The sequence below is a fragment of the Streptomyces sp. AcH 505 genome (assembly GCF_000818175.1).
In the GTDB taxonomy this organism is placed as follows: domain Bacteria; phylum Actinomycetota; class Actinomycetes; order Streptomycetales; family Streptomycetaceae; genus Streptomyces.
Window position 1 is genome coordinate 260,970 of the sequence record NZ_JTIY01000002.1, and the last position, 15,026, is coordinate 275,995.

Sequence of the window (15,026 nt, forward strand, 5' to 3'; positions counted from 1 at the left end):
CGCTGCGGCTCGCCGCGGCCGGGGCGGCGGTGACCGCCCTGGACCGGGACGCCGAAGGACTCGAAGCCCTGGCCCCCGCCGCCGAGGGACTGCCCGGCGCGGTGCGGCCCGAGGTGCTGGACCTGACGGACCTCGACGCAGCCGAGCGCGCCGCGGCCGGCGCCGACATCCTCGTCAACAACGCCGGGATCCAACTCGTGCGGCCCATCGAGGAGTACCCGCCGGACGTCTTCCACACGGTGCTCACCGTGATGCTGGAGGCGCCGTTCCGGCTGATCCGGGGCGCGCTGCCGCACATGTACGGCAACGGCTGGGGCCGGATCGTCAACATCTCGTCGGTGCACGGACTGCGCGCCTCGGCGTACAAGTCGGCGTACGTGGCGGCCAAGCACGGTCTCGAAGGGCTCTCCAAGACCGCCGCCCTGGAAGGCGCGCCCCACGGCGTCACCTCCAACTGCGTCAACCCCGCCTATGTGCGCACCCCGCTGGTCGAGAAGCAGATCGCCGACCAGGCGGCGGCGCACGGCATCCCCGAGGACCGGGTCGTCGCCGATGTGCTGCTCCAGGACAGCGCGCTCAAGCGGCTCATGGAGCCGGCCGAGGTGGCCGAGGCCGTCGCCTATCTCTGTTCCGACCACGCCTCGTTCGTCACGGGCACCTCGCTCGCGCTGGACGGCGGCTGGACCGCGCACTGAGCCCGCCGGACCGCCGGTCGTGTCCGCACCCTAAGGACCTGGTCATGCGTACGCTTCTCGTCGACAACTACGACTCGTTCACCTACAACCTGTTCCACCAGCTGGCCGAGGTCAACGGCGTGGCACCCGAGGTGATACGCAACGACGACCCCGGCTGGCGGCCGGAGCTGCTCGACGCCTTCGACAACGTCGTCCTGTCGCCCGGACCCGGAACGCCGCACAGCCCCGCCGACATCGGTCTCTGCGCCGGGATCGTCGAGGACGCCAGGATCCCGGTCCTCGGGGTGTGCCTCGGCCACCAGGCACTGGCGCTCGCCCACGGAGCGCGGGTCGTGCGCGCACCCGAGCCGCGGCACGGCCGGGCGTCGGCGGTGCTGCACGACGGCACCGGCCTCTTCGAGGCACTGCCCTCGCCGCTGGAGGTGATCCGCTACCACTCGCTCGTGGTGGACGCGCTGCCTCCCGTCCTTGAGCCGCTGGCGCGCACCGCCGACGGCGTCCTGATGGCGCTGCGGCACCGGAGCCTGCCGCTGTGGGGCGTGCAGTTCCATCCCGAGTCCATAGGCACGCGGGGCGGCCGGCAGCTGATGGCGAACTTCCGCCGGCTCACCGAACAGCACGGCCGGCGCCGGGCGGTGCCGGCACCCCGCCGCTCTCGGCCGGCCACGGCCACCGCCCCCGTGGAGCACGTGGAGCACGCGGAGCACGTGAAGCCCCGGCGGCTGCGGGTCATGGCGGAGCGGCTGACCACCCGCTGGGACGCCGAAGTGGTCTTCGACCGGCTGTTCAGGGCGGGCCGGCACCCGTTCTGGCTGGACAGCGGTACGCCGGCGCATCCGGCCCCGGGCCGGCTGTCGATGATGGGCGACGCCACAGGCCCGCTCGCCCGCGTGGCCACCGCCGATGTCCAGGCGGGCACGGTGACGGTCGCATCGCGGCACGCCACCCGGACCGTACCGGGCGGCTTCCTCGACTGGCTCGAACAGGACCTGCGCGCGACCGGCGTGACCGCGCCCGAGCTGCCCTTCGACTTCGCGCTCGGCTGGGTCGGCTATCTGGGGTACGAGCTGAAGGCCGACCACGACGGGGACCGTGCCCACCCGTCGGCGGAACCCGACGCGGTCATGGTCTTCGCCGACCGGGCCGTCGTCCTCGACCACGGCGACAACGCGACGTATCTGCTGGCCCTCGCTGAGGACGGGGACGAGGGGCCCGCGCTCGGCTGGCTGCGGGAGACCGCCGAACGGCTCGCCGGCCTCGCCGGACTGCGGCCGGGACCCGTCGGCCCGCCGGTGCCGGCGGGGCAGGGGGAGGTGGTGCTGCGGCTGCGCCACGAGCGGGACATGTACCTCAAGCTCATCGACACCTGCCGGCAGGAGATCGGCGCGGGCGAGACCTACGAGGTCTGTCTGACCAACATGATCGAGACGGAGCTGCCCGGCGTCGACCCGTGGCAGCTCTACCGCTCACTGCGGCGGATCAGCCCGGCGCCGTTCGGTGCCTTCCTGGGATTCGGCGAGGTGTCCGTACTCAGCACGTCGCCCGAGCGGTTCCTGCGGGTCGACCGGTACGGGACGGCCGAGTCACGCCCGATCAAGGGGACCAGACCACGGGGCGCCACCGCGGCGGACGACGCCCTCGCCGTCGCGGATCTCGCGGCCAGCGAGAAGGACCGCGCGGAGAACCTGATGATCGTCGACCTGGTCCGCAACGACCTCGGCCGTAACGCCGTGACCGGCTCCGTCACCGCGGAACCCGTCTTCCAGGTGGAGACGTACGCGTCGGCGCACCAGCTGGTCAGCACGGTACGGGCCCGGCTGCGCCCGGACAGCGGCGCGGTGGCGGCCGTACGGGACGCCTTCCCGGGCGGCTCGATGACCGGGGCGCCGAAGATCCGCACCATGCGGATCATCGACGGTCTCGAAGGCGGGCCGCGCGGTGTCTACTCCGGGGCGATCGGCTACTTCTCCCTCACCGGGGCCGCCGATCTCAGCATCGTCATCCGCACGGCCGTGCTGCACGGGAACCGGCTGAGTTACGGGGTCGGCGGCGCGATCATCGATCTCTCGGACCCGGCGGCGGAGTTCGAGGAGACGGCGGTCAAGGCGACACCGCTGCTCACGCTGCTGGGCGCGAGCTTCCCCGGCAGGGCGGACACGACCTAGGACTTGTCCTGCGTCTTGTCCTGCGTCTCGTCGTTCGTCTCGCCGTCCGTCTCCTCGTCCGGCTTGTCGTCTGTCTCGTCGTCCGACCCGTCGCGACGGCGACGGCGCAGGTGGCGGACGACGAAGAACGCGACGACGGCCACCAGCGCCGCCAGGAAGTACAGCTCGTAGCGCTCGATCGCCGGATAGATGGTGTCCACGTGCTGTCCGGCGAAGTACCCGAGCACCGACCAGACACCGACCCACAGGGCGGCGCCGAGCGAGTTGAACGCGAGGAATCTCGGCCAGGACATCCCGCTCATTCCCGCGATGATGCCGTTGGCCTGGCGCAGCCCGTCCACGAACCGGGCGATGGTGACGATCTTGCCGCCGTGCCGCTCGAAGAACGCCTCGGCCTTGGCCACCCGGGGCGGGGTGAGCAGGACGTACTTGCCGTAGCGGTTGACCAGCCGGTGGCCGCCGTAGCGCCCGATGGCGTAGCCGACGTTGTCGCCGGCCACCGCGGCGACCAGGGCGATCAGCACGACGGCCACGATGTTCAGCTGTCCGGTGCCGGCGTAGACGGCCGCCGCGATCAGTACCGTCTCGCCGGGGACCGGTACGCCGAAGTCCTCCACGAACAGCAGACCGCCGACGGCGAGATAGCCCCAGTGGTCGAGGATCGGCGCGAGGTTGCCGAGGACACCGGGGAGCGGCGGCGGAGCCATGGTTCCCTCCCGGTGTTCGGCGTGCGGCGTACGGACACGTCTCACCCACCGTAGTCCCGGCCCGGTGCGTACGGCGTGACGCAGCGCCGCCGGACCGCCGGCGGGCGGCGGGGCACAGCTGAGGGCGACGATTTGCCTCTCGTTCACCGCACCAACACCGCGCGCTCATGCCGTGTCGACAACATCGGCCTACTCGAACCGGTCGTCCGCGGGGAAAGCACCCACGCCGGCCGGCCTTCCCAAGGAGACCGTGTGAAGATCCTCCGTAAGATCTCGTCAAGCGCCGGTACCGCGAAGCCGCGGTCGGGTGGGGCCGCAGGCGGGGCGCACGGCACCCGGACACGGGATCTCGACGCGATGAACCTGCGGACGGCGGAGGAGGCCGCGCGGGTCAGGCCGGTCACCACGTCCGAGATCCTCAACACCCACCGCAAGGCCTTCCCCTACCAGGGCTGGGTGGACATCGAGTCGGACCTCTGTCCGCCGTTCGTGATGTTCTGCGGGAACGACGAGGCGGTCGCCCTCGACACCGTCTGGAACGGCCGGTTCGGCTACGAGTCGGCGAGCCTGTACCACTGGAGCCGGCTGGCGGCGCAGAGCAGGACCGTGCTCGACGTCGGCGCGCATGTCGGCTACTACGCGATGATCGCCGCGCTCTCCAGCCCCAAGGCGAAGGTGCACGCCTTCGAGCCCGTGCCGCCGATCCACGCCAGACTGGCCGTCAACCACCGGGCCAACGCGATCAAGAACCTCGAACTGCACCAGAAGGGCGTCTCCGACCACACCGGGTTCGCCGACATCAACATCCGCTTCCCGCTGGCGAGCCTGCTGTCGACCGGTTCCTCGCTGGAAGGCTTCGACAAGCCGCTGGCCAGTGCCTTCACCACCCGGATCCAGCTGGTCACCCTGGACGAGACGCTGGGGAACACCCCGGTGGACCTGATCAAGATCGACGTGGAGGGCCACGAGCCGAGCGTCCTCGACGGCGCGCGCCACCTCATCAAGCGCGACCGCCCGGTCATCATCCTCGAAGCCCTGGCGACGATGCCGCTGGCCGAACTCACCGAGCACTTCACCGGTCTCGACTACACCTACCGCTGGATCGCGGAGGCGGACCGCAGGCTCGTCCCCATCACCGAGGAGCGCCCCGAGAAGAGCCGCAACCTGATCTTCATGCCCAGCGAGAAGGAATACGTCTGACGGTTCGTCAGCCGGGCCAATATGCTTTGATCCGCGCCGTCGCGGCTGCGAAACTGGTCCGTGTGGACGAGATGACGCTGCTCAGCCGGGCGGCTGTCGAGTGGGCCGCCGGCGGTGCGGGGGCGCGGGCGGCCGGTGCGGCGGCGCACGAGCTGGCCGCCGGCGCCGGGCTGCGTACGGTCGTGCTGGTGGAGGGGGCGAGCGACCAGGTCGCCGTCGACACGCTGGCCGCGCGGTTCGGCAGGGATCTGGCGGCCGAGGGCGTGTGTGTCGTACCGCTCGGCGGTGCCACGAGCATCGGCAGATTCCTCGGCCTGTTCGGCGCCCAGGGGCTCGACGTCCCGCTGGCCGGCCTGTGCGACGCCGCCGAGACGGAGTTCTTCCTGCGGGCCCTGGCGCGGGCCGGGCTGGCGTCGGGCGGGTTCCAGGTGTGCGTCGCCGACCTGGAGGACGAGCTGATCCGTGCGCTGGGCGCCGCCGCCGTCCAGGAGGTCCTGGCCGACCAGGGCGACCTGCGGCCGTTCCGCACGTTCCAGAAGCAGCCCGCGCAGCGGGGCAGGAGCGTCGAGCGGCAGTTGCGGCGTTTCATGGGCACCCACAGCGGCCGCAAGGCGCAGTACGCGGGTGCGCTGGTCGGCGCGCTCGACCTCGGGCGGGTCCCCGCCCCGCTCGGCGGGCTCCTCGCGCATCTCCGGATCACGTAACATCCTGAAAACCTGAAATGGCCCTGTCAGGGGAACAATCCACCTACCCCCCGACGCATCGCGACCCGACGAGGAGAGCAATGTCAGGCCAGACAGTGGACAGGACACCCGACGCACCGGACGCACCCGAGGCGCCGGGCGGGTCCCGGCGCGACGCCGTCGACCGGTACTTCAGGATCAGCGAGCGCGGCTCGACGTACGGACGTGAGATACGCGGCGGCTTCGCCACGTTCTTCACGATGGCCTACATCCTCGTGCTGAACCCGATCATCCTCGGCGGCGCCGAGGACAAGTTCGGCCACCACCTCTCCGGGCCCCAACTGGTCACCGTCACCGCCCTGGTGGCGGCCGTGATGACCGCGATCATGGGCATCGGCGGCAATCTGCCGCTCGCCATCGCGGCCGGGCTCGGGCTCAACGCCGTGGTGGCCTTCCAGCTCGCGCCGCTGATGAGCTGGCCGGACGCGATGGGCCTTGTCGTCATCGAGGGCCTGCTGATCTGCGTCCTGGTCGTCACCGGGCTGCGGGAGGCCGTCATGCGGGCCATCCCGGGACCGCTCAAGCAGGCGATCAGCGTCGGCATCGGGCTGTTCATCGCGTTCATCGGCTTCGTGGACGCCGGCTTCGCCTCCCGTATCCCCGGCGCCACGGGATCGACACCGGTCCAGCTCGGCGCGACAGGGCATCTGACCGGCTGGCCCGTACTGGTCTTCTGCCTCGGGGTGTTGCTCATCATCGCCCTGGTGGCGAGGAAGGTGCGGGGCGCGATCCTCATCGGCATCGTCACGATGACGATCGTCGCGATCATCATCAACGAGATCGCCGACATCAAGCCCGCTGCGTGGGGTCTCACCGTGCCCTCGGTGCCCGACGACATCGTGGCGGCGCCCGACTTCGGGCTCGTCGGCCACTTCTCCCTCTTCGGCGCGTTCCACGAGATCAGCGTCGTCACCCTGGTGCTGCTCGTCTTCACCCTCATCCTCAGCGACTTCTTCGACACCATGGGCACGGTCGTCGGTGTGTCCAACGAGGCGGGGCTGCTGGACGCGGACGGCAGGGTGCCGAACCTGGGCCGGGTCCTGCTCATCGACGGCGCCGCCGCCGTCGCGGGCGGCGCGGCATCGGCGTCCTCCAACACCGCGTACATCGAGTCGGCCGCCGGGGTCGGCGAGGGCGCCCGTACCGGCTTCGCCTCCGTCGTGACCGGCGCGCTGTTCGCCCTGGCGCTGTTCCTGACACCGCTCGCCGTGGTCGTCCCCGCGCAGGCGGCGGCCCCCGCGCTGGTCGTGGTGGGCTTCCTGCTGATGTCGCAGGTGCGGCACATCGACTGGGAGAAGTACGAGATAGCGATCCCGGCGTTCCTGACGATCGCCGTGATGCCGTTCACGTACTCCATCACCAACGGCATCGGGGCGGGCTTCGTCTCGTACGTCCTCGTCAAGGCCGTACTCGGCAAGGCGCGCGAGGTGCACTGGCTGCTGTGGGCGACCGCCGCGCTGTTCGTCGTGTACTTCGCGATCGACCCGGTCGAGCAGCTGTTCAACGTCAACTAGCGGCTGTTCGACGTCAAGCGGTACGGGCGGCGGTGCGCGCGTCGTACTCGGCGCGCGCCGCGTCCATCCGCTCCAGATTCCCGACGCTCCAGTCGATCAGCGGCGCCGTGGCACGCAGCAGCGTCCGGCCGATCGGGGTCAGTCCGTAGCTCACATGCGGCGGCATCACCTCGACGACGGTCCTGGTCAGGATGCCGTCGCGCTCCAGGCCGCGCAGGGTGACGGTCAGCATCCGCTGGCTGATCCCGTCGATGTCCCGCCGCAGCTCGCTGAACCGCCGGGGCCCCTCGCCCAGACAGGACACCACGTACAGCGACCACTTGTCGGCGACGAGGTCCAGGGCCTGCCGGGCGCGGCAGGCCGTCGGGGTGCGGCCGGTGGGAGTGCTCACGGTTACCTCCGAGAACCACGGCACCAAGAAGTGCCTGATTGCCTGGACAGACGGACTGCCGGACGATTGTGACGGTTCCTATAGAGTACCGAGAAACCAAAAGGAACCGCTACGGCTGTCAATTTCTGTCAGGAGCGCATCCCTTTGACTTCCACCGATCTGCAGATCCCCGGCATCGTCGCGGGCACGTGGACCATCGACACGGTCCACTCCCACGTCGGGTTCATCATCAAGCACATGATGGTCAGCAAGGTCCGTGGCCACTTCGGCACCTTCAGCGGGCAGATCACCATCGCGGAGAACCCGCTGGAGTCGTCGGTCAGCACGACGATCGACGCGACGTCCATCGACACCGCCAACCCCATGCGGGACGACCACATCCGCTCGGCCGACTTCTTCGACGCCGAGAACCACCCCACCATCGACTTCGTCTCCACCGGAGTGCGGTACGAGGACGGGGACTTCTTCATCGACGGCGACCTGACGATCCGCGGGACGACCAAGCCGGTCACCCTCGCCGTCGAGACGCCCGAGTTCGGCCCCAACCCCGCAGGGGGCACCAAGGCCGGTTTCTCCGCCACCACCGAGATCAACCGCGGTGACTTCGGGGTGAGTTACAACGGTCCCATCCCCGGCGGCGGCGTCGCGCTGAGCGAGAAGGTCCAGATCGTGCTCGACGTCGAGGCCGACCTGGCGACGGACGCGGCCACCGCCTGACGTCCGGCCCACCGCCTGACGTCCGGCCCACCACCGCGCGTGGCCCGTCCCGCCCCGGGGACGGGCCGCCCGCGTGTCATACGAGCGCGGCGGCCAGCGCGCCGGCCAGCCAGTCGCGGTAGGCCGCGGTGTCCCAGCCCCGGTCCTCGGTCAGCCTGCCGAAGACCTGCGGCGAGGTGAGCACCCAGCAGACATCGGCCGCGCGTTCCTGGTCCTCGCCGGGCCGCAGCAGCTCCTCGCGCGCGAGATGCGCGACGAACCCCCTGACGCCGGTCAGCCGCTCCGCCTCGGTCGCGTCGAGGAAGTCGGCGACCTCCGGGCCCGCGCGGGTGAGCAACGCGAAGAGCCGGCCGGTGCGTTCGTGGACGCCGCACACGAACTCCGCGTAGAGGCCCAGCTTTTCGCCCGGGTCGCGGGTGCGGAACACCTCCTGGAGCTGCGGACGCTCCGCCATGGCGGCCGGTTCGTCGTCGCCGGCCAGTGTCACGTCCCACAGCGCCTTCAGCAGCCCCGGCTTGCCGCCGAACGTCTTGTGGACCGTCTCCGGCGAGACCCCCGCCCGCTCGGCCACCGCCCGGATCGTGGCCGCCCGGTAGCCGTCCTGGAACAGCAGCTCCCGGCAGGCGTCCAGCACCGCCCCGCGGCTGCGCAGCGCCGCCGCCTTGCGCCCGCTGGAGTCGTACGCCCTGGCCCGCGGTTCAGCCGGCGCCATGGCGCCCGCCGGTGGTGTCCGGATCCTCGGAGTACATTGGATACTGTCGCATGTATCGAATATAGCGTCCGGAGGAGAACATGGGTGACCCGAGAGCGGAAACAGCACCTGTCGCACCCGGTGTCCACCGGCTCGGTGACACGGTGGTCAACTTCTACCTGGTCGAGGGGGACGAGGGTCCCGTGCTGGTGGACGCGGGGCTGCCCGGCCACTTCGGCCGTCTCCAGGAGGCCCTGGCCCGTACCGGACATCGCCCGGCGGACATCCGGGCGGTGCTGCTCACCCACGCGCACCCCGACCACACCGGACTGGCCGAGCGGATACGCGCGCTGAGCGACGCCGAGGTCTGGGTCCACCGCGCGGACGCCCCCATCCTGGCCGAAGGACCGCGCAGCGCCCTGCGGCACGCCAAGCCTGAGCGGTCGATGCTGACCTATCTGCGGCGCAGGCCGGCCGCTGTCGCCACACCGCTGCGGCTGGCGCGCGGCGGCGCCTTCACCGCTCCGGCCGTCCGCCGGGTGCGTACCTTCGACGGTGAGGGGACCCTCGACTCCGTCCCCGGCCGCCCGCTGGCGGTGCCGCTGCCGGGCCATACGACGGGCAGCACCGGCTATCTGTTCGCCGACCGCGGGCTGCTCTTCACCGGCGACGCGCTGGTGACCTACGACGGTCTGACCGGACACACCGGACCCTGCCTGGTCTGCCGGGGGTTCACCCAGGACAGCGCGGCGGCCCTGCGCTCGCTCGACCGGCTGGCCGTCCAGCCGGCCGGCCTGCTGCTGCCGGGACACGGCGAACCCTTCACGCACGGACCGGCCGCCGCGGCCGACCAGGCCCGCGCGGTCGGTGTGGTCTGACCACGCCGGACCCACCGCACGGGGGTGCGCGGTGGGTCCGGCGGGTGCTCAGGCGGCGGCGCGCCAGGAGCCGCCCAGACGCGGCGTCACGGAATGGCGCCAGCCGGCGAGCGGGACGACGACCGGGGTGGCCGGTGCCTCGGCGCGGCGTGCGAGCGAGGCGAGTACGGCGGTCACGGCGGCCAGTTCCTCCGGGTTGGGGGAGCCGCAGACGATCTTCCAGAGGGTCTCTTCGACGGTTTCCGACATCAGGGTCTCTCTCCTTCTGCTCGCTCTCCTTCTCAGGCCACCGTCGCGGCCGCAGGTGCGGGGACCTCCTTTGTGCCGTCCGCCACGGCCGCCTTCTCGACGGCCTCGGCGCGCGCCGCCTCGGCGCCCACCGCCTCGGCGCCCACCGGGCGCAGCCCGTTCGGGATCAGCATCGAGGCGACGCCCGCTGCCAGGACCACGGCGGCCCCGACCCAGACCGCGGGGATCAGCCCGTCCACGAAGGTCTGCGCGCTCCCGTAGCCGCCGTACGCGGCGAACACGGCGGCCAGAATCGCCACTCCGAGCACACCGCCCAGCTCACGGCCCGCGTTGTTGACACCGGAGGCGATGCCCTCCTGGTCCCGGCGTACGGACGAGAAGACCATGTTGACGACGGGCGCGTAGAACAGCGACATACCGACGCCGAGGACGGCGAACGGCGGCACCAGCGTGCCGTAACCGACCGACGGCGTCGCCACCAGCGCGAACCAGCCGAGACCGATCGCCTGGAGGACGAACCCGATCGTCAGGATCAGCCGCCCGCCGAACTTGTCGGACAGGATCCCGGCGACCGGCGCGACCACCATCGGCATCGCGGTCCACGGCAGGGTGCGCAGCCCGGCCTCCAGCGGCGAGTAGCCCTGCGCCGTCTGCAGGAACTGCGCGATCAGGAAGATCGACCCGAACATGCCGAAGTACATCAGCAGCGACGCCAGGTTGGTCATCGAGAAGGCCCGGCCGCGGAACAGACCGAGCGGCAGCATCGGATGCGCGGTGCGGTTCTCCCACACCAGGAAGGCGATCAGCAGCACACCGCCGGCCAGGAAGCCCGCCAGCACCTCGCCGGACGTCCAGCCGGTCGTACCGCCGCGCACCAGACCGAGGATCACGCCGAAGAGTCCGAAGCTCAGCAGCGCCGTACCGAGCACGTCGAGCTTGGCCTCCGCGCCCCGGCTCTCCGCGAGCCAGACCCGGGACAGCGGGACGAGCACGATGCCGAGCGGCACATTGATCCAGAAGATCCACTGCCAGGAGGCGCCCTCGACGATGGCGCCGCCCACCACGGGTCCCAGCGCGATGGCCAGACCCGCGATGGCGCCCCAGGCACCCAGCGCCGCACCGCGCTTGGCGGGCGGCACGGCGGCGGACAGCAGCGTCAGGGTCAGCGGTACGACGATCGCGCCGCCGACGCCCTGCACGGCGCGCGCCGCGATCAGCTGCGCCGCGGTGTCCGACAGCGCGGCCCCCGCGGAGGCCAGTGTGAAGATGGTGACACCGATCATGAACAGCCGTCGCCTGCCGAACCGGTCACCGAGCGCGGACCCCGTCATGAGGAGGACGGCGAAGGTGAGGGTGAACGCGTTGACTGTCCATTCCAGGTCGTCCAGTCCCGCGCCCAGGTCCTCACGGATCGCGGGCAGCGCGGTGGTGACCACGAGATTGTCGAGCGAGGTGATGAACATCGCCACGGCGGCGATGACGAACGTACGGACGGGATGGCCCTGTGTCTGGGCACTCATGGTTCGTCCTTTCACATGTCGCGCAGGAAATCCCCGGCTTGCCGGAGAATGCGGTTTCGGGTGGGGCCGATCGAGCCGCGCGGCATGGAGAGCGCCGCGCTGATCGCGTCGTAACTCAGCGGGGGATCACAGAGCAGCAGCCCCAGCAGGGCCTGGTGCTGCCTGGGCAGGAGCCGGAAGGCGAGCCGGGCGAGGTCGCCCTCGGCCGTGCTCAGCGCCGACTCCTCGGGGGTCGCCTCGTGACAGCTCTCCTGGGCGAAGAAGGCGAGATCGTCGACGAGGTGGTACTTGGTGCCGCTGCCGGACACCTTCAGAGCCTCGCGCCGTGCCGTGGTGACGATCCACGCGCCGACCTTGGCCGGATCGTGGAGCGAGCCGATGTTCTCGATGACGCGCAGCCAGGTCAGCTGGCAGACGTCCTCACAGTCGGCCGGCCGCAGCCCGTGCGAACGGGCCACCGTCCAGACCGTGGGGCGGTAGCGCCGGATGAGCCGCGCCCATGCCGCCTCCTCACCGGCGCGGCAGGCCGCGACCAGTTCGGCGGGCGACGCCGGAGTGCTGTCCCGGCCGTGTGCCGTCTTCGCCTCCACCACGACAACTCCTCCTTCGGCCCGCCCCGTAGGGACCTGTTGACATCTCTTGTCCCATGACCGGGTAGCCCGCCACTGGACCCGGGGTCGCCGCCCGCACGGCCCGTGGGTAGCGCCGGGGCGATGTGGCGTGAAGCGCACGGATGCGAGGTATCCGCACCCCCCTCCCGCCGCTCTGTCGGGATGACGGTCGCCGTCTCCTGCCCCGTACGCCGGCAGCGGCGAGCGACGCACCGAGAGGGGAATCACGAATGATCACGGATGAATACGCGCGGACCCTCGCGTCGGTCAACGACCGGATCCGGGGCCTCAAGGACAGCGGCTTCTACACCTTCGAACAGCCTTTCACCGCCGCACCGGGCGGCCGGTCCGAGATCGACAACCGCGAGGTCATCATGTTGACCAGCGGGAACTACCTGGGTCTCGTCGGCCACCCGGAGATCAACAAGGCGATCAAGGAAGCGCTCGACACCTACGGCTCAGGTGCCTGCGGTGCCCGGCTCAACAACGGCACGACCCGGCTGCACCTGGAGCTGGAGGAGCGGCTCGCCGACTGGATGGGCACCGAGGCCGCCATCACCTACAGCTCCGGCTATATGGCCAACCTGGGGACGATCTCGGCGCTCTGCGACGCCGAAACCGTCGTCATCACCGACCAGTTCAACCATATGAGCATCATCGACGGCTGCCGGCTCGCGGAGGGCAGCGTCAAGATATTCGCGCACAACTCCATGGAGAAGCTGGAGTACGTGCTCCGGCGCAACGCGGACGCGAAGAAGAAGTTCGTCGTGGTCGACGGTGTGTACTCGATGGACGGCGAGATCGCCCCGATGGACGAGATCCACCGGCTCACCGAGCAGTACGGCGCCATGCTGATGGTGGACGAGGCCCACGGCACCGGATTCCTCGGCGAGCACGGCAGGGGAGCGGGCGAGCACTTCGGTGTGGTCCCCGACCTCACCATGGGGACCTTCAGCAAGACCCTGGGCGGGGTCGGCGGGTTCGTCACCGCCGGCGAGGACGTCGTGGAGTTCCTGCGCCACTCGGCGCACGCCTACATGTTCAACGCGAGCCTGCCGGCGCCGACCGTGGCCGGTGTGCTCAAGGCGCTGGAGCTGATGCGGCGGGAGCCGTGGCGCACCGAGAAGCTGTGGGAGAACACCATGCGCTTCCGCTCGGGGCTCATCCGGGCGGGCTTCGAGGTGATGGGCAGTGTCACGCCCGTCATCCCGATCCTCATCGGTGACGACAACACCGCCCTGCTCATGTCCAAGGAGCTGATGGCGGACGGCCTTTACGTCTCGGGGGCGATCTTCCCCGCCGTGCCCAAGGGGCGGGCCAGGTTCCGCGCCACGGTCACCGCCGGCATGACGACCGAGGACGTGGACCGCGCACTGGAACTGCTGGGTGACGCCGCCCGGCGGCACAACATTCTGGCCTGAGGGGACATACCGACGTGACCATGACCGAGACCGAAGCCCAGCTCGACGAGCAGGTCGTCGCGTACCGGCGGGCGCTCCAGGCCCAGGGCGTGTACCTGGGTACCACCGGAGTCCAGCTGCGTACCGCCTTCCTGTTCCCCGGACACGGGGCCCAGTACCCCGACATGTTCGCCGACCTCATCGCCGAACACCCGGTGGTCGCCGAGACGTTCGAGCGGATGGACGAGACCTACCGGTCGCTGGCCGGACACACCCTGACCAGCAGGATGTTCAGCTCCGGCGGCCACGACCCGGCGAAGGAGCTGCAGGACCCCGTGGTCATGCAGCCCGCCATCTTCGCCGGCAGCATGGCCGTGCACCGGCTGCTGGAGCACCAAGGCGTCACCGCCGAGGTGCACATCGGCCACAGCCTCGGTGAGCTGGGCGCGCTCGTCGCGGCAGGCGCGCTGTCGCTGGAGGACGGCGTACGGGCCGTGTACGGGCGCGGCGCCGCCGTCAAGACCATCGACCCCGAGCGCCGCGGCGGCATGCTGAGCCTGCAGACGGACAGCCCCCGCAGCAGGGAACAGCTCGCCCGGCTCGTGCTCCTGATGCACGGTCAGGACGGCTACATCGTCCGCTCCATCGTCAACTCGCCCGACCAGACGGTGCTTTCGGGCGACTCCGACACCATCGACCGGGCCACGGCGCTCTGCCGCGAGCGGGGCATCAAGGCCACCCGGCTGCGGGTCTCGCACGGCTTCCACTCGGACCTGCTCGCGGACGCCGTACCGCATCTGGAGCGCACCCTGGCCGCGCTCGACTGGCGCGCGCCGCACACTCCCGTGCTGTCGACCGTCGTCGGCGACTTCTACACCGAGCACGACATCGCCGACATGCCGATGCTGCTGGCCCGCCAGCTCGTCACCCCGTTCAGCTTCCAGGACCTGATCCGGCAGCTGCACACCGGCGGTGTCAACGCGTTCGTCGAGGTCGGCCCGAAGTCGATCCTCTCCGGGCTCGCCGAGCGGATCCTGGCGGACCAGGACGCGCTCGTCACACCGACCAACATCCAGTCGCTCGGCGCTGTCGAGAGCATGCGGCGCTTCACCGCCTTCGCCGCCGTCCACGGCATGGGCAACGGCGAGGTGCCGGCGGAGGCCGAGGCGCCCGCGCGGAGCGCGGAGGCACCGGCCACGGCGCGCGAGAGCGTGACCCAGGTGCGGGCGGGACTGCTCAAGGTCGCCGCGCGCTACACCGGTTACCCGGTACGGCTGCTCGACCCGGCCCAGCTCATGGGCACCGGGCTCGGGCTCAGCGTCCGGGTGCGCGAGGAGCTGGCGACGGCGCTCGCCGCGCACCTCGGGCTGCCCGGCATCACCGTCGCCACCAGTGACGACGCACCGCTGGGGCATCTGCTGGACCAGCTCATCGAGGCATCGCGCGACACGGCCCCCGCGGTGGACGGATCCGGGCCGGCCGCGACCGTCCCGGCCCCGGCCGCCGCACCCGTACCCGTACCCGTACCCGCCGCCACGACCACCA

15 protein-coding genes are annotated in these 15,026 nt (G+C 70.8%); 9 read left to right on the forward strand and 6 right to left on the reverse strand.

Annotated features, from left to right (window positions below):
* On the forward strand, nucleotides 1–695 hold a 695-nt coding region (locus tag HY68_RS31295; RefSeq protein WP_041998160.1), incomplete at its 5' end, for a 3-hydroxybutyrate dehydrogenase.
* Nucleotides 696–739: 44 nt separating this feature from the next.
* Nucleotides 740–2,860, forward strand: coding sequence for an aminodeoxychorismate synthase component I (pabB, locus tag HY68_RS31300; RefSeq protein WP_041998162.1), 2,121 nt, complete (start codon nucleotides 740–742; stop codon nucleotides 2,858–2,860).
* Here the strand turns inward: pabB and HY68_RS31305 are convergent.
* Nucleotides 2,857–3,567, reverse strand: coding sequence for a DedA family protein (locus HY68_RS31305; protein WP_041998164.1), 711 nt, complete (start codon nucleotides 3,565–3,567; stop codon nucleotides 2,857–2,859). The two genes, pabB and HY68_RS31305, sit on opposite strands and share 4 nt — an antisense overlap.
* A gap of 252 nt (nucleotides 3,568–3,819) precedes the next feature.
* On the opposite strand from HY68_RS31305, the gene HY68_RS31310 reads away from it, so the two are divergent.
* The 3 genes from HY68_RS31310 to HY68_RS31320 all read left to right on the forward strand — a co-directional run bounded on the left by HY68_RS31310 (nucleotide 3,820) and on the right by HY68_RS31320 (nucleotide 7,024).
* Nucleotides 3,820–4,767: an FkbM family methyltransferase gene (locus HY68_RS31310; RefSeq protein WP_041998166.1), complete on the forward strand. Its 948-nt coding sequence runs from the start codon at nucleotides 3,820–3,822 to the stop codon at nucleotides 4,765–4,767.
* Nucleotides 4,768–4,838: 71 nt separating this feature from the next.
* Nucleotides 4,839–5,471 carry a TOPRIM nucleotidyl transferase/hydrolase domain-containing protein gene (locus tag HY68_RS31315; RefSeq protein WP_107070276.1) on the forward strand — a complete coding sequence of 211 codons (633 nt, stop codon included), beginning with the start codon at nucleotides 4,839–4,841 and terminating at the stop codon, nucleotides 5,469–5,471.
* Nucleotides 5,472–5,551: 80 nt separating this feature from the next.
* On the forward strand, nucleotides 5,552–7,024 hold the full coding sequence (locus HY68_RS31320; RefSeq protein WP_078864040.1) for an NCS2 family permease: 1,473 nt from the start codon (nucleotides 5,552–5,554) through the stop codon (nucleotides 7,022–7,024).
* A gap of 13 nt (nucleotides 7,025–7,037) precedes the next feature.
* On the opposite strand, the gene HY68_RS31325 is transcribed toward HY68_RS31320, so the two are convergent.
* Nucleotides 7,038–7,415: a helix-turn-helix domain-containing protein gene (locus HY68_RS31325; protein ID WP_041998167.1), complete on the reverse strand. Its 378-nt coding sequence runs from the start codon at nucleotides 7,413–7,415 to the stop codon at nucleotides 7,038–7,040.
* A 144-nt stretch (nucleotides 7,416–7,559) separates the two neighbouring features.
* Between HY68_RS31325 and HY68_RS31330 the strand changes: the two genes are divergently transcribed.
* Complete coding sequence (locus HY68_RS31330; protein ID WP_041998168.1) at nucleotides 7,560–8,132, forward strand: YceI family protein; 573 nt, start codon at nucleotides 7,560–7,562, stop codon at nucleotides 8,130–8,132.
* Nucleotides 8,133–8,208: 76 nt separating this feature from the next.
* On the opposite strand, the gene HY68_RS31335 is transcribed toward HY68_RS31330, so the two are convergent.
* Nucleotides 8,209–8,844, reverse strand: coding sequence for a TetR/AcrR family transcriptional regulator (locus HY68_RS31335; RefSeq protein ID WP_041998169.1), 636 nt, complete (start codon nucleotides 8,842–8,844; stop codon nucleotides 8,209–8,211).
* Between the two features lie 80 nt (nucleotides 8,845–8,924).
* Between HY68_RS31335 and HY68_RS31340 the strand changes: the two genes are divergently transcribed.
* On the forward strand, nucleotides 8,925–9,701 hold the full coding sequence (locus HY68_RS31340) for an MBL fold metallo-hydrolase (RefSeq protein WP_041998172.1): 777 nt from the start codon (nucleotides 8,925–8,927) through the stop codon (nucleotides 9,699–9,701).
* 48 nt (nucleotides 9,702–9,749) lie between these two features.
* Here HY68_RS31340 and HY68_RS31345 read toward each other — a convergent pair whose 3' ends face one another.
* The 3 genes from HY68_RS31345 to HY68_RS31355 are packed head-to-tail and all read right to left on the reverse strand — an operon-like array spanning nucleotide 9,750 to nucleotide 12,063.
* Nucleotides 9,750–9,950: an acyl-CoA carboxylase subunit epsilon gene (locus HY68_RS31345; RefSeq protein ID WP_041998174.1), complete on the reverse strand. Its 201-nt coding sequence runs from the start codon at nucleotides 9,948–9,950 to the stop codon at nucleotides 9,750–9,752.
* A 32-nt stretch (nucleotides 9,951–9,982) separates the two neighbouring features.
* Complete coding sequence (locus tag HY68_RS31350) at nucleotides 9,983–11,470, reverse strand: DHA2 family efflux MFS transporter permease subunit (RefSeq protein ID WP_041998176.1); 1,488 nt, start codon at nucleotides 11,468–11,470, stop codon at nucleotides 9,983–9,985.
* 11 nt (nucleotides 11,471–11,481) lie between these two features.
* Nucleotides 11,482–12,063 (reverse strand): sigma-70 family RNA polymerase sigma factor, encoded by a 582-nt coding sequence (locus HY68_RS31355; protein WP_052457330.1) that lies wholly within the window; start codon nucleotides 12,061–12,063, stop codon nucleotides 11,482–11,484.
* 248 nt (nucleotides 12,064–12,311) lie between these two features.
* Here HY68_RS31355 and HY68_RS31360 point away from each other — a divergent pair, with 248 nt between their 5' ends.
* Both HY68_RS31360 and HY68_RS44280 read left to right on the forward strand, forming a co-directional pair.
* Nucleotides 12,312–13,502: a pyridoxal phosphate-dependent aminotransferase family protein gene (locus HY68_RS31360; protein WP_041998177.1), complete on the forward strand. Its 1,191-nt coding sequence runs from the start codon at nucleotides 12,312–12,314 to the stop codon at nucleotides 13,500–13,502.
* 20 nt (nucleotides 13,503–13,522) lie between these two features.
* The coding region (locus tag HY68_RS44280) for an acyltransferase domain-containing protein (protein ID WP_198533460.1) at nucleotides 13,523–15,026 on the forward strand (1,504 nt) is incomplete at its 3' end.